Annotated in this window: 10 protein-coding genes; all 10 read right to left on the bottom strand. The window is 62.1% G+C overall.

The window, feature by feature from the left end:
- Positions 1-6: 6 nt before the first annotated feature.
- The gene (locus ACWCOO_RS09065) at positions 7-2325 is read right to left on the bottom strand and encodes a DGQHR domain-containing protein (protein WP_446830663.1); all 2319 of its coding nucleotides are present in this window, start codon (positions 2323-2325) and stop codon (positions 7-9) included.
- A 90-nt stretch (positions 2326-2415) separates the two neighbouring features.
- The gene (locus ACWCOO_RS09060; RefSeq protein ID WP_446830662.1) at positions 2416-3123 is read right to left on the bottom strand and encodes a TenA family transcriptional regulator; all 708 of its coding nucleotides are present in this window, start codon (positions 3121-3123) and stop codon (positions 2416-2418) included.
- Positions 3124-3190: 67 nt separating this feature from the next.
- Positions 3191-4030, bottom strand: coding sequence for an SDR family NAD(P)-dependent oxidoreductase (locus ACWCOO_RS09055; protein WP_446830661.1), 840 nt, complete (start codon positions 4028-4030; stop codon positions 3191-3193).
- Positions 4031-4071: 41 nt separating this feature from the next.
- The gene (locus tag ACWCOO_RS09050) at positions 4072-5064 is read right to left on the bottom strand and encodes an MDR family oxidoreductase (RefSeq protein ID WP_446830660.1); all 993 of its coding nucleotides are present in this window, start codon (positions 5062-5064) and stop codon (positions 4072-4074) included.
- Positions 5061-6011 carry an N-acetylmuramoyl-L-alanine amidase gene (locus ACWCOO_RS09045; RefSeq protein ID WP_446830659.1) on the bottom strand — a complete coding sequence of 317 codons (951 nt, stop codon included), beginning with the start codon at positions 6009-6011 and terminating at the stop codon, positions 5061-5063. The genes ACWCOO_RS09050 and ACWCOO_RS09045 overlap by 4 nt, the downstream gene beginning before the upstream one ends.
- A 48-nt stretch (positions 6012-6059) precedes the next feature.
- A complete protein-coding gene (locus ACWCOO_RS09040) occupies positions 6060-6575 on the bottom strand; it encodes a disulfide bond formation protein B (RefSeq protein WP_446830658.1) in 516 nt (171 codons plus the stop codon).
- A 32-nt stretch (positions 6576-6607) separates the two neighbouring features.
- Positions 6608-8197, bottom strand: a complete 1590-nt coding sequence (locus ACWCOO_RS09035) for an indolepyruvate oxidoreductase subunit beta family protein (protein ID WP_446830657.1) — start codon at positions 8195-8197, stop codon at positions 6608-6610.
- The gene (locus ACWCOO_RS09030; RefSeq protein ID WP_446830656.1) at positions 8191-10317 is read right to left on the bottom strand and encodes a thiamine pyrophosphate-dependent enzyme; all 2127 of its coding nucleotides are present in this window, start codon (positions 10315-10317) and stop codon (positions 8191-8193) included. Before ACWCOO_RS09030 ends, ACWCOO_RS09035 begins: the two co-directional genes overlap by 7 nt.
- A 93-nt stretch (positions 10318-10410) precedes the next feature.
- Entirely contained in the window at positions 10411-13230 is a 2820-nt protein-coding gene (locus tag ACWCOO_RS09025) for a valine--tRNA ligase (protein WP_446832033.1), read from the bottom strand.
- Positions 13231-13323: 93 nt separating this feature from the next.
- A complete protein-coding gene (locus tag ACWCOO_RS09020; protein ID WP_446830655.1) occupies positions 13324-14808 on the bottom strand; it encodes a leucyl aminopeptidase in 1485 nt (494 codons plus the stop codon).
- Positions 14809-14825 lie beyond the last annotated feature (17 nt).

Genomic DNA, 14825 nt, shown 5'->3' with positions numbered 1-14825 from the left:
AAGCCATCAGCTCCTGGGGAAGTAATCCTTTACTTTGCAGTGAACACGGTTTATCCACGCTACTTGGTCGTTTGATAGTACGCCACCGCGTGAAGGGTGAAAGACGAAGTTACGTATATCGTTGAGTTCGCGCATCCATTTCGTCATTGCCTTCTTGTTGCTCTTATCGCTGGCATCCAGCGAAATCACATCTCTAAACAAGTCCCAGTTTTCTCTCTCTTGGCATATTTCCATGTATTCGATCAAGAAGAGGTTCTGTTCTACTTTTCCTTCCCGATTCCGGGCTTCCCAAGCGGCAGAGCATCTCTGGCGAATCTTTAGAGGAACTCCCTTCGTCCACCAATTCTCACCATAGTGCTGCTCCAACGTTCCAATCACATATTTGATTAGCCTTCTTTCGATATCAAGTATCTGCTCGTTTGCTTTCTTTGTGCCTTCTACGTCACGGGATTCCCGGTATTTTTGAAGCTCTGGAGGATTAAAGTGAGATGCGTGATTACTGACTATTAGCCCTAATTCGTGCGCCTGCTGCCGGACTGCGGAAAGCGACGAACCTATGCGCCTCAAGGCCAAGAATTCTTGCGCAGATGCGCTGCGGAAGTGATTAACCAAGATTTGCAGGTAAGGCTCTATGACAGCATTGGTCTCTTCGGCTCCGCAGTAAAACAATTCGGCGCTTTTCTCTTTCCAAATGTGATCTGCAATGTCCTTGATCAATAGGAATAAAGCGCGGATGCCGATGTTCGTGCATAGATACCCACACTGATTCTCGTCCTTATAGTCACCGAGTTTCCAATGTTCCGAGAGATTCTTCGAAAATAAGCCCATACAGAATGAGAGCACTGACACTGCTTTCTTAAGATTCGCCGAATAGTCGTCCACCTTGGCTGTGGATAGAGGGCCTGGGAGGATTGCGCCGCCGACATGGTTTCCCAAAAGCCTTGCTTCTCTTAATCCTGCTTGAATCGATGTCTGGGTCAGGCAGCGCTTGTTCGTTTTTCTCGTCCCAGATACGACCACGCGGTCCTTCAGAGGGGATTGATTCTCGTTGTTGAGGCTTGCGGCTACGCGGGATAGTAGTGCTTGGAATGCCTCGCTCGGGTCCTCCGACTGCCATTTCAAATCAGCGTAAAGCTCGACCAGCAGATTTTTAGGTACCTTTACCTGCTTACTGTTGATGTCAATGAACAGATTCATTTCCTCATCGGAGGGTAGGTTTTCGAAAGCGAGTACTGGAAGGAGAGTCGAGTCCTTGTTGAAGCCGCCTTGCTCACGCGCATAGGCGTAGCCGTAGAGCCTATGTTGGCCATCAATAATCCAAGCCGAAGAATATAGGGCTGGAAGGTGCAAGGTGCCCAAAGTCCCATCCGGGCCTCCTTCCTTCTGGTCAAACTGCAATTTAGCTTCCTTCTTGGGTGTTTTAAGGTTGACAACTATGTTTGTTGGAAATCTGCCTCCTTCGTTTATATAACTCGCAATCTTCTTTAGTCTGTTCGGCTGCAACATGCGTTGATAAGTATTTAGGTCTTCTGTATTGCGGCTTGCCTTATGGCCTACGTACGCGATCTTTAGCAGGTCGTCAGGGCGAATTAGAAATGTGAAGAAGGTATGGTCGCCCAATTTGCCGCGTGTTGCCATTACGGTCTTGGCAAGTCCGTCGATCTTTTGGCCGCCAAACATGTGCGCCAAGAATTGATAGCGAGCAGCTGACTTAAGGTGTCTCGACAGCTGTGCGTAGTAGTTAAGTTCGCTATCCGCAAGAACCGCGATTTTCGCTTCTTTACACTTATCGAGATCTGCTTCACTCCATGAGATGTTTCGAGTGGCAATGACGAACTTCAGCTTGTGTTTTCCCTGCTGGCTGTAGGCCTTGTGGACCGACATGATCAGGCTTTCTCGATATGCGCGAATCTTGTTGATTAGGACATCCATTCGCTTCTTGCTCGGGATGTCGCGTCGGGTGCATTCGACGATAACTGCAGTTTCGTCGTCCTTGGCAAACACATCAATTTGGCGCGGCCTTGTCTTTGTTGCGACCTCGAACTGCCTCCCTTGGCTCATCTCTTTGAAACCCATCTGAGCCAATATTGTCCAGACTTCGTCTTCGTGCTGCTCAGCGGCTGGCTTCGCCCTCTTCATTCGCGTTGACTTGATGTTCCGCCGAACTACTTGCCAGCCCTCGGCTTCTTCAAGCTCTACCTTCCTTGCAATAAGTTCCCTCGAAGAGCCTGAGACCGTTTTGAATATGTCCTTTTTCCTCCGACGCCTGAGTTCAGACTTGATTTCGTCCCCCGATACGACTGGTCCCAAGTGACTCTCAGGCACGCAACAGACTCCTAAAGACTTGTTCTTGTTAGTGTCTGATAAGTGAAGCTTTTTGTCGGCAGGCGTCCTTGCAGAAACTAAAGCAACTTCTCAGGCGGCCTTGGGGACCACGAGCGCGGCGTGGATGCCGTCCAGCATGCTCCAGCGCAAGCCCGCCGAGGCGCGCACTGCGGCGATCGCCCGTTCCTGCAGTCTCGCGTCGGTGGCGTAGCGCGCCGTGAGTTCCAGGCCCACATGCGCGTGCTCGGTATCGCCCTCGATATGCACGTGGAAGAACTCCATGTCGTCATCGCTGAAGCCCATCTTGCGCATCGCATTGACGTAGGCCGGATAGAGCGTGGGCAACTGGCCTTCCAGCGCCACCATGATGCCTGCTGCTGCCTCCGCCAGATGCCGAATCGTGGACAGTTCCCAGATCCAGGCGCGCATTGCGCGCGTGGTGGGGAGAATCTCGTCGCGCAGGTCCGCGTCCACGACGTCGTCGCGCGACAAACCGCAGGCTTCCGCAAACTTGACCAGCAAATCGGGGTGACGCTTTTCCGGTGTGTCCGGCATTTCCTCTCCCAACAGGTTTTCCAGCAGGTGCTGGCGGGCGTCGAGGTCCGGCAGCCGGGCATATAGGGCAGCGAACTGCTGCGGAATCGGGGCAATGTAGTAGTAGTGCTGCACCGCGTATTGGCCGATTTGTTCGCGCGACAGCGCGCCCTGTGCCCATAAGCGGCTGAACGGATGTCCGCCGCCATGCTGCGGTTGGCGGGCGGCTTCCAGGGCTTTGAAAAAGTCTTTTTCTTGCATCATGGGTGGAGTCCTCCTTGCTGGGTGCGCCGTGTGATTACCGTGGCGCCTCCGATTCAAACTCGGCGGGTTAGTGCATCTCCTCGCCGCCGGTCACGTTAAGCGAATCGCCGTTGATATAGATGGCCTGCTCGGAGCAAAGAAAGGCCACGGCGTTGGCTGTGTCGCTTACCTTGCCCTCGCGGCGCATCGGATTGCGGGCGCGTATGTTGTCCAGGTATTTCTCCAGGGTCAGGCCGAAATGATTCGAGAAGTAGTCGTTCTGCGCGGCGCCGAGCCCGGTCGTGACGTGATTCGGGCACACCGCGTTCACCGTAATGCCGTGCGGACCCAGCTCCAGCGCGCAGGTGCGGGTCAAACCCACCAAGCCGTGCTTGGAGGCGGTGTAGGCGGCCATGTGGGGGAAACTCGACTTGGCGGCCTGGCTGGCGATATTGATAATGCGCCCGCCATCGCCTTGCTTGATCATCTGGCGCGCGGCATGTTTCGTGCACAGGAACGGCCCCTTGAGGTTCACGTCCAGCACCGCGTCCCACTGATCTTCGGGCAGTTCGGTGCAAGCCGCTATCAGGTAGCCGATTCCGGCGTTGTTCACCAGAATGTCCAGGCGGCCGAAGCGCTCCACGGCGCGGTTAACCGCCGCGGCCACTTGCGATTCGTCGCGCACATCCAGCGGCCAGGCTTCCGCTGTTCCGCCCTTGTCGCGGATACGATGCGCAACACCCTCCATCGACTCGGTGGCGCCGATATGCTTGTCCGGCATGTGTTCGCCGGGCGATTGGCCCAGGTCCGAAATCAGCACGCTACAGCCGCATTCCGCCAGCCGCGAAGCAATACCTTCGCCGAGGCCCCGGGGGCGCCCGGCGCCCGTAACGAGCGCAACCTTGCCGCTCAGATCGTAATTGCTCATGCGCCGGATTTTAGCGCGTGGTTTGGGCGTTGACCGCTTGCTCAGGCGTTGATGTCGATCACTACGCGCCCGGAAATTTTCCCGTCCACGATATCTTGCGCCAACGACGGCAGTTCCGACATGGGAGCGACACGGGAAATGCGGGCCAGTTGCTGCGGGTCGATCAGCTTTGCCAGAGCATTCCAGGCGCGGCGTCGGCGCTTCTGCGGCGCCATAACCGAATCGATTCCGCGCAGCGCAACCCCGCGCAGTATGAACGGCATTACCGTGCAAGGCAGCTTGAAGCCCCCGGCAAGCCCCACCGCCGCCACCAGACCTTCGCGCCGCGTTTGCGCCAGCGCAGTGGCGAGCGTAGTACCGCCCACAGCGTCCACCGCCGCGGCCCAGGTCTCCGACTCCAGCGGACGCGATTCGCGCGCCAGCTCCTCGCGCGCGACGGTTTCCGACGCACCCAGCGACTTGAGAAAATCCGCGCCTTCGGGCTTCCCGGTCGCGCCGGTCACCTGATACCCGAGGCGAGCCAGTAACAGAACTGCCACGGAGCCCACGCCGCCCGTCGCGCCGGTCACCAGCACCGGCCCTGCCTCCGGCTCGATTCCGGCGTCCTGTATAGCATGAACCGCCAGCATGGCCGTGTAGCCTGCAGTCCCCAGCGCCATGGTCTGTTCGGTAGTGAAGGCGTCGGGCACGGGCGTGAGCCAGTCGCCCTTCAGGCGCTGCTGTTGCGCGTAGCCTCCCCAGTATTTCTCCGATAGCTCATAGCCGTTCACCAGCACCCGATCGCCGGGCCGGAACCGGCTATCGCGCGATTCGCGCACCTCGCCGGCCAGGTCGATTCCGCACACCATCGGCAGGCGCCGGCAGATCCGGCCGCGGCCGCTCACTGCCAGACCATCCTTGTAGTTGAGCGTGGAATGGCTGATCCGCACCAGCACATCCTCATCCGGCAGTTCATGCACCGCCAACTGCTCCAGTTGGCCGGTCACTTTCCCGTCTCGCTCACGCGCGACAATGGCGTTGATGGTTTCGCTCAAGTGCCTTTCTCCCTTTCTTCAGCCGCCACCCTATCACGCGCAGGCCGCTCGCCGAGCAGTCGCGCGAACGCCCTTGGGCGGTATTCTTCGAGCAGCGCAAACAGGATGGCGGCTGTTTCAATATCGGGCTGCCCGAACCAGTCGGACGGGCGGAAGTGCATCTGAAACGCGACCAGTACGGCTCGCGTTCGCGCATCAAGCTGGCCGGTTTCCTCAATGGCGTAGCCGTAGGCGGCGAGCGCGCGCTGCAACAGGTCCAAACTGGGCGGTGTCGCTTCGAAATGCACCCGGTGGCGCGCTACGGCGGCTTCGTCGGGCCAGGCGCCGATGCCGTGTTCATGCAGCAGGCGCCACGGGAACGTCGGCCCGGGGTCCAGCCTGCGCCCGGGCGCGATATCCGAGTGCGCCACGATGTTCACGGGCCGGATACCGGGATGGCGGTTGAGAATATCGGCGAGCAGCTCGATGAGGAGCGCGATCTGATTGGCGTCGAATTCCAGAAATCGGCAACGTTCCCATGGTGGCCGAGCGTCGAGCCCGAGGGGTTCGCAGGCGGACCGATTCACGAGCTCAATGCCGATGGAGCTCGCGTTCAGGGCGCCCGCGCCCGCCCAGGAGCTTTGCCCGGCATGCCAGGCACTCTGGCTTTCGTCAACCAGGCGGAACACCTTGAGTCGGCTTCGGGAGTAGGACGCGTCGCCTGGTTGCGGAATCAGGTAATGGGTGCTGACGCGCCCCTCGGGCTCGGCCAGCAATCGCAACGATTCGGCAAAATCCACGCTCGTGAAGTGAATCACGATGTGGCGGATGCGACTGCTCTGGCTGGCTGCATCTACGTCAACGAATCTCTGCGTTCCGCAGCCGGCAAGCAGGAATGCCAGTGCCGCCGCCGCCGCGCCCGCCGCGAAAGCCGCATAGGCTGAGCGGCTTGGAAAGCTACCCTGCATGCTTCTCCGGCACGATCCGGAATTCCGGAATGCGGCGGGGCTTGCGAGCTATCGGCGGGCGAAGGAATTGGCCCAAATGGCCCAGGCGGAGAGAGCCAGGAGCGCAATCAGCACCCAGCCGGGCATGGCGAGACCGAGGAATGCCCAATCGACTTCAGCGCACTCGCCGGAGGCGGTAAGGGCCTCGCGAACAGCGGTGATCACGCCGAAGTTGTCCAGAATGAAGTCGAAGCTGGCGCCGCAGGGAGGAACGCTGCCTTCGGGTTGTGCCTGTATCCAGAGATGGCGTATGGCCACGCCGCCCCCGGCCAGGCCGATGCTGGTGCAGAGTGCAGAGTGCGCGTGCCGGAATGCGCCGGCGGGCCGGTGTAGCGCGGCGAGGAGGAAGGCCACCCCCATGCCTGCCACTGCGGTTCGTTGCAGAATGCACAGCGGGCAGGGTGCGAAGCCTTGCACGTGTTCGGCAAATAGCGCGTAGCCGAACAGCACCGCGCACGCGCCGGCTCCAAGCAGGTTGAGCGCGCGCGCGCCGGAATTCGCAATCTTTTGCAGCAGCAATTTCATATCGGTGTCTCCGACGCGGGTTTGCTTTCGCGTTATGAAGCAGTGGAAGGCGAATTTTCGCACAGGCGCGCGAGCGCGCTGGCGAAGGCCTTGCCTTCTTCATCGGCCAGCGCGGCTTCGCGCAGTTCGCGCACCTGCGCAGCAGGGTTTACTCCCCGCTGCAGCGCGTCCAGCGCATTCTCGATGGCCTGGTAGCGTCCCAAGCCCCGCTCGTAGGTTTCGCCGTAGCCCTTTACCAACTGCTGGCAGGCGGCGAATTCCACGGCCAGCTCGTAATCGCGGGGAGCCAGGCCGGCCAGGGTGGCCAGCCATTCGCGAATTCGCTGATCCTCCTCGCGGTGGCGCAATGTGCTCAAGCGCCAAACGCGCGTGCGCGCCATGGACCGCATCAGCAGATAGCCCCAAAGCCGGTCGGTCGAAATTCGCTTGCCTCCGGCAAACACACTTATCAGCCTGCGCGTGAATTTCCACCTCTGCAACGGCCCGCCCAGCCATGCAGGTAGGCTACCGCAGATCTCCTCCACGCGCGGGGCCAGGTAATCGACGATGCGCATTATTTGGCTCTGCCCGCCGCGCACTTCCGCGTTCACCCGCGCGAACCGCGAACCGCGGGTCTTGAGGTCGGCCACCCGGGCGGTGTCCTCGTAACTCATCCATAGCGCCAGGCCGCGGGCGGTTTCTGTAAGCAGTGCGTATTGACGCGTGTCGCTATCGAGTTCAAGAATCGGCAGCAGCCGGTCCAGGTAGAGCCCGGCGTAGGCGTGGTTCTGATAGTCCACTAGACGCTGCGCGCCAATGCCGAGGATATCGCTGCAATTGCTTGGGAATTCGCTGGATATGCGCGCCATCAGCGCCTTGGCGCGCGGGTTTCGGGGCGCCCGAACAGGCTCGAAGGCGGGCGTTGCGGCTGCTTTCGATTTCGTGCCGTCTTGTTTATCGCTGCTGTCCTTTGCCCCCGGATCCGCTGCCGCCTCCACAATGGCTGCGGCGCGCACGCGTCCCGCTTCGAAGGCTGCGAGATTGTTTTCCAGGGCTCTGCCCCCCGCCCTGATGGCCTGCTCGCAGGCAGCGGCGGGGAAGGGTAGGACGCCCGACCCCGCCATGGCGCCGAGAATGACCGAGCTGATTACGCTGTTGTGCGAACGCGCCAAGGTTTCCATATCCAACGCAATCAGCCGCCGGGCCATGACCCTGGCCACTTCCATGACCGTTTCGCCATCGGCGATTCCATCGCCCAGCGCGGATTTTTCGCCGATCGTGTACTCGCGGTGCGTCGAAGTGATCAGTGCGGTGCGATCCGGCGTCACCAGCCCACGCTGCATGGCGCGGCCGACTTCCATCAGTTCCGAGGCCACTACCAAGTCCACATCGCCCGGACTGGGCATCAGCGCCAGCAGCGGCTCGGCCTCGGCCTTCTCAGCCGCCGCGCGCGGGAAGAATTCCAGGTAGTAGAGTGTGGCGCCGGTTCGCTGAGCGACGCCCGGTACGGAAGTTGATTGCGCTATGAAACCGCTGGCCTCGGCCGCATGGAGCAGCCACTGCGTGAGCACACCGCCCCCCTGGCCGCCGAGCGCGGCGATGGCCAGCTTGAAGACTTGTGGAGCGGCCTCCCCCGCTACCACGCCAGCGCCCGTTTGCGATGGCTGCGCCTTTGCAGAAAACCGATAAGCCCGCGTCGCAGGCGCTGCATGAAGCGTTCCAGCCGCCCGGGGTTGTCCACCAGTTCGGCGTGGTAGAACGACGGACATAGAACCGCCGCGTGGGCCACTTCGCCGCATACGCCGCAGCCCACGCAATCGTTGTTCACGGTCGCCACTGGCGCGCGTCTGAGCGGATCAGGATTGGCCTTCACGGTTAACGACGGGCAGCCGGACAGGCGGATGCAGGAATGGTCGCCGGTGCAAGTGTCGGCGTCCACCCCATAGTGCTTGCGGGCGACCCGCTTGCCGGCCTTGCGCAAGCGGTTGAGAACGGGGCGGATGCGCCGCTGGCGATTGAGCTGGCACTCGCCCTGGGCCACGATCACCTTGGGCCCCTTCTCGCGGGTGCTCATGGCTTCGCGCAGTACCTTGAGCGTGCCGCGCATGTCGTAGGTGTTCAGGCTGCGCACCCAGCGCACACCTACGCCGCGCACTGCGTCGGCAATCGGCAGCCGCCCGGTGCGCCGGGACGAATCCATTTTTGATGACGGAACCCACTGACCGCCGGTGGCAGCGGCATAACCGTTATCGACAATGATCGTGACGCTGTCGTGCGCATTGAACACGGCATTGCCGATACCGCTGGTCAGGCCGTTGTGCCAGAAGCCCCCGTCTCCCATGATGGATACAGGACGCTTTTCCGTGCCGCTATGCAGCGCCGAAGCTGCTGCGCTTCCGAGGCCGTAGCCCAGAATGCTTGCGCCGAGATTGAAGGGTTCCAGGCTGGCGAAGGAATGACATCCTATGTCCGCGCTCACATGCACCGGGCCGATCTCCTTTTGCAGCAGTTTCAGCGAAGAGAAAAGCGGCCGCTCGGGACAACCCGTGCATAGTGCCGAAGGCCGCTGGGGAACTGCCGAAGCCAGTTGCGAAGCCGGCAGCAGCGGCTGCTCGCGGGCCGAATTGAGCAGGCGCGGCGCATGCTCGCTCACAAACGCTCGGATCCCTTCTTCGAGCACGGCGCCGGTGTACTCGCCGGCCATCGGCAGCGGACCCTTGCCGTCGATTCGTGCATCAAGGCCGGCACGTCGCAGAAACTGGTTCGCAGCCTGCTCGATATGCTCCGGCTGGCCTTCCTCCAGAATCAGGACCGCGCGCTTGCCGGCGGCGAATCGCGCGAATTCTGCTTCCACCAGCGGATAGGTCACATTCAGCACATACAAGGGAACGCGCGAAACGCCGAAGTTGTCGGCCAGCCCCAGCCGCTCCAGTGCCCGAAGCACACCGTTGTAGAGTCCCCCCTGCAGCACGATGCCGAGCTCGCTCTCTGGACCGTCGATGAACTCGTTCAGTTTGCGCTCCTGGATGAAGCGCACTGCAGCCGGCCAACGCTGTTCCGCCTTTTCCTGTTCCTGCGCGTAGGTGTAGGGCGGCAGGATGATGCGCGACGGATCGCGCGTCGGCGCGTTCAGCGCGTCCTTGGCCGTAAACGCCGGGCGGCGGTTGTCGCTTGCAACAAAGCGCCCGTATAAATGGCAGGCGCGGATTCGCAGCATCAGCATGACCGGCGTATGGCTGGCTTCGGAGAGTTCGAAGCCCTGTTGAACCGCCGCTACGATGCGGTCCAGCCGGGGCCTGGGATCCAGCAGCCAGAGTTGCGACTTCATGGCGAAAGCATGCGTGCGCTCTTGCATGATGCTGGAGCCTTCTCCGTAATCCTCGCCGAGGATGATCAGGGCGCCGCCCTTGACGCCCGCGGAGGCAAGGTTGCCCAGCGCATCGCTGGCCACATTGGTGCCGACCGTCGATTTCCAGGTAACCGCGCCGCGCAGGGGATAGTTGATCGAGGCTGCCAGGGTGGCAGCGGCCGTGGCCTCGCTCGCGCTGGACTCGAAGTGCACCCCTAGTTCATCAAGGATTTCGCCCGCGTCGGCCAGCACATCCATGAGGTGTGAAACGGGCGCGCCCTGGTAGCCTGCTACATACGCCACGCCCGATTGCAGCAGCGCCTTGGTGACTGCCAGAATGCCTTCGCCGCGGAATTCCTCGCCCGCTCCCAAGCGCAATAATTCGACTTCCCTTGCGAATGATCGTTCGGCCACTGCTTGCTCCCGCGCGGCGCGCGAAACCGATTCAGGTCAAGTGTACTATCCGGCGGCGTCTTGCCACGTCGCAAGCGAGTCAGTTCGAGAGTGTTACCCGGTCTGCATGGCGTCGAGCCGTCGAAGTTGCTCGGCCAGCCGTTCCAGGTCGCGCGCCAGCGCGTCGCGGCGATCATTTGCACCTGCGACCACTTCCGGCGGAGCTTTGGCCAGGAATTGTGGATTGGCCAGTTTTCTCTCGGCTGCCTCGAAAGCCTTGCTGGCTTGCGCGCGGCGTTTCTCGAGTCGGGCCCGCTCTGCGGCGGGGTCAATCACGCCGGCAAGCGGAGTGAGAAGCCGCAGGTCGCCATGCAGGGCAACGGCGGACGGCGGCGGTTCGGTGTCGGGCGGTAGTTCCGACAGTTCGCTGAGTCCCGCCATGGCATGCAGAAGGCCGGACAAGGATTTCATGCGCTGGCGGTCGCGATCCTCGGCTCCCTGCACCAGAACCGCCAGTTGCCGGCCCGGCGGCAGATCAAGCTCGCCCCTTATCTGGCGGATTCCCAGCACGAATCCCTGCAGCCACTCGATTTCCGCCTCGGCCTCCGCGTCTGCAGGGAACTCCGAAGCCTCCGGCCAGGGCGCGATCATCACGCTGTCGCCGGCGGTTCCCATCAGGGGCGCGGCGCGTTGCCACAATGCCTCGGTAATGAAAGGCATGATCGGATGCAGGGCGCGCAGCGCCGCTTCCAACACCTTCATTAGTGTTTGCCGCATGGCCGCTGCCGCCCGCTCGTCGCCGGCGGCCAGCACGTGCTTCGCCAGTTCCAGGCACCAATCGCAGTATTCGTGCCAGACGAAGTCGTACATCGCGCGGCTCGCCAAGTCCAGACGGTAGCTATCCAGGGCGCGGCTGGTTGCATCCAGCGCCTTGCCCAGACGCGACACGATCCAGCGGTCCAAGGTTGTTGCGGCTTCGCGGGCAAACGCTGGCCTATCAGACGACAGCTCTTGTTGCGGATGCGCGCCGCTTGCGGAGCCGTCTTCTTCCGCGTCCGCGTCGTGCTGCATGAACACGAAGCGTGCCGCGTTCCAGAGCTTGGTGCAGAAATTCCTGTAGCCGGCCGTTCGATCCAGATCGTAGCGGATGTCCTGTCCGGTGCTGGCCATGGCGGCGAAGCTGAAGCGCACGGCATCGGCGCCGAAGGCGGGGATGCCGCTCGGAAACTGCCTGCGCGTAGCCTTCTCGATTGCGGGCGCAAGCTGCGGCTGCATCAGGCCGGCGGTGCGCTTGGCCACCAGTGCATCAAGCTCCACCCCGTCGATCAGATCCAGAGGGTCGATCACATTGCCTCGAGATTTCGACATCTTTTGGCCTTCGTGATCACGGATCAAGCCATGCACGTAAACCTCCCTGAACGGCACGTCGCCCATGAACTTCAGACCCATCATGATCATGCGCGCGACCCAGAAGAACAGGATGTCGAAGCCGGTAACGAGTACGCTGCCCGGGTAGAAACGATCGAGCTCCGGCGTTTTGTCCGGCCAGCCCAGCGTCGAGAAAGGCCAGAGCGCAGAGGAGAACCAGGTGTCCAGCACATCGTCGTCGCGGCGCAAGGCGAAATCCTGCCCCAACCCGTGTTTCTGACGCACCTCCTCTTCGCTGCGGCCCACGAAAACGGTTCCATCGGCCCCATACCAAGCCGGAATGCGGTGTCCCCACCACAACTGGCGGCTGATGCACCAGTCCTCGATATTGCGCATCCACTCGAAGTAGGTGGCCGACCAGTTTTCGGGCACGAAACGCACACGCCCGTCCTCCACCGCCGCAATTGCCGGTTCGGCAAGCGGCGCGGCGCGCACGAACCACTGGTCGGTGAGAAAAGGCTCCAGCACCGCCTGCGAACGGTCGCCCCTGGGCACCACATGGCGGTACTCCCGCACGCCCACCAGTACGCCCTCGTCCCGCAGCGCCTGCACCACGGCATCGCGCGCGGCCTGGCGCTCCAAGCCCGCGAATTGTGCGGGCACACTATCGTTGAGGACCGCCCGCGGAGTCAGGATGTTGATTGCCGGGAGCGCATGGCGGCGGCCGATTTCGTAGTCGGTGAAGTCGTGCGCGGGAGTGACCTTTACGCACCCGGTGCCGAATTCGGGATCGACGGCCGCATCCCCCACGATCGGGATTTCACGCCCGACCAGGGGCAAACGCAGTGTTCGCCCTATCAATTGTCGGTAGCGCTCGTCGTCAGGATGCACGGCCACGCCGGTATCGCCGAGCATGGTTTCGGGGCGCGTCGTGTCCACCTCCACCGCGCCGCTGCCGTCCGTGAGCGGATAGCGCAGCCGCCACAGGCGCCCGTTTTCCTCGCTGGAAACCACTTCCAGGTCCGACAAGGCTGTCTGCAGGACGGGATCCCAGTTCACGAGCCGCTGGCCGCGGTAAATGAGGCCGTCGTCATACAGGCGCACGAACGCTTCCATTACCGCCCGGCTGCGCGCCTCGTCGAGGGTGAAGCAGTCGCGGGAGAAGTCCAGCGAGGCCCCAAGCCGCCGCAGTTGTGCGCCGATCCGGCCGCCGGATGATTCCTTCCAGGCCCAAACCCGCCGCAGGAATTCCTCGCGGCCCATTTCGCGGCGGCTCAGACCCTCTGCTTCCAGTTGGCGTTCCACCACCATCTGCGTGGCAATGCCTGCGTGGTCCACGCCAGGCTGCCAGAGTGCGCAGTCGCCCTGCATGCGGCGGTAGCGCGTAAGCGCGTCCATCACCGTATCCTGGAAGGCGTGACCCATGTGCAGGCTGCCGGTCACGTTGGGCGGCGGGATAACGATGCAGAACGGGCGGCCATCGCCGCACGGCGCAAAGTAGCCGGCCTGTTCCCAGCGCCGGTAGTTGCCGCCTTCGATTTCGTTCGGCTGGTAGCGCTCCGCCAGCGGCTCTTGCGGGGCCTTGCTCATGATCCGAAGCCGTCCGGTCCGACAGCTCGGCGATTCGTTCGCATCTCTCGTTCGGCGCGCTCCGGGCGGCTATTGCGCGAGCAGGAACTCGGCAAGCAGCGGCACCGGCCGCCCGGTGCTGCCCTTGCTGGCGCCGGTCTTCCAGGCTGTGCCCGCGATATCAAGATGCGCCCAGTTGGCGTCCTTCACGAAACGCGACAGGAAACAGGCCGCCGTCGTGGCCCCTGCGAAGCGCGAGCCGATGTTGGCCATGTCGGCGAAATTGCTCTTCAGTTCCGGCATGTATTCGGGGCCCATGGGAAGCCGCCACACCGGGTCGCCCGCATCCTGGCCGGCTTTGCGGAGCTCTTCGGCCAGCGCATCGTGTTTCGTGAACATGCCGCTGTAATGCCTGCCCAGCGCCATCAGGCAGGCGCCCGTGAGTGTCGCCACATCAACGATCTTGGCCGGCTTGAAGCGCAGCGCATAGTAGAGCGCGTCGGCCAGTATCAGCCGGCCCTCGGCGTCGGTGTTGAGGATCTCGATGGTTTCGCCGGACATCGCCTTGACGATGTCTCCAGGCTTGGTCGCCCGACCGCTGGGCATGTTCTCGACCGCCGCCGCCACAACGACAAGATTGATCGGCAGCGCAAGTTCAATCGCCGCCTGCATCGCGCCCAGCACCGAACCGGCGCCGCTCATGTCGAACTTCATTTCGTCCATGGCGCGCCCCGGTTTAAGCGAAATGCCGCCCGTGTCGAAAGTCACGCCCTTGCCCACCAGCGCAACCGGCGGAACGTCGCCGGCGGCGCCCTTGTAATGCAACACGATCAGGCGTGGTGTGAGCTGGCTGCCCTCGCAAACCGACAGCAATGAGTGCATACCCAGGGCCTTCATTTCCTTTTCGAGCAGAATCTTGGCCGTTACCCGAGTGCCGCGCCCGGCCAGTTTGCGGGCCTCCTTGGCCAGATACGCGGGCGTACAGACATTGGCGGGCAGGTTGCCGAGCTCGCGTGCGAAATTGCGGGCCCGGCCGATTGCCTGGCCTTGCTTCAGTCCCAATCCGGCGTCTGCGCCTACGGTCTTGTCCGCCACTGCATAGGTCAGTTTGCGGTTTTGCGGGCGGGCATCCTTTTCGGCCTTGCGGGTGGCCGTATAGCGGTACGCCGCGTAGTGCCATTGCTCGGCAAAATTGCGCGCCTTCCGGGTTTCGTCGAGCCCGGGCACTTCCTCAAGGCCGAGCAGTACCAGCACGTGCGCGGACGCCGAGCGTTCGGCCCGCCGCACCGCCGCGCTGAGGGCCTTGTTCCAGGTCTTGGCGTCGAGCTTGTTCTTTTTTCCCAAGCCGGTCAGCAGCAGTCGCTTGACGCCCATCCGGCCGGTTTCCGTGAGCAGCAGAGTCTCTCCGGGCTTTCCTTGAATGTCGCCGGACGCCATGGCTTGCGCTATCCGTGTTTGCAGGCTCCGGCCCAGTCCGGCCGCCGCCCTGGAAGGCTTGCCGTCCTGATACACGGGCAGAATCCCCAGATCGGCTTGTAAACTGTCGAGTTTGTCGTTAGTGATATGAAATTCCATGCGTTCGCCTCTTGAAC

The sequence above is a fragment of the Candidatus Foliamicus sp. genome (assembly GCF_965221325.1).
Taxonomy (GTDB): domain Bacteria; phylum Pseudomonadota; class Gammaproteobacteria; order Steroidobacterales; family Foliamicaceae; genus Foliamicus.
This window is presented reverse-complemented; position numbering and strand designations above follow the sequence as displayed.

Coding starts and splice junctions, on each gene's coding strand:
- ACWCOO_RS09055 (WP_446830661.1), bottom strand. CDS start 4,030: ATGAGCAATTACGATCTGAGCGGCAAGGTTGCGCTCGTTACGGGCGCC.
- ACWCOO_RS09060 (WP_446830662.1), bottom strand. CDS start 3,123: ATGATGCAAGAAAAAGACTTTTTCAAAGCCCTGGAAGCCGCCCGCCAA.
- ACWCOO_RS09020 (WP_446830655.1), bottom strand. CDS start 14,808: ATGGAATTTCATATCACTAACGACAAACTCGACAGTTTACAAGCCGAT.
- ACWCOO_RS09040 (WP_446830658.1), bottom strand. CDS start 6,575: ATGAAATTGCTGCTGCAAAAGATTGCGAATTCCGGCGCGCGCGCGCTC.
- ACWCOO_RS09045 (WP_446830659.1), bottom strand. CDS start 6,011: ATGCAGGGTAGCTTTCCAAGCCGCTCAGCCTATGCGGCTTTCGCGGCG.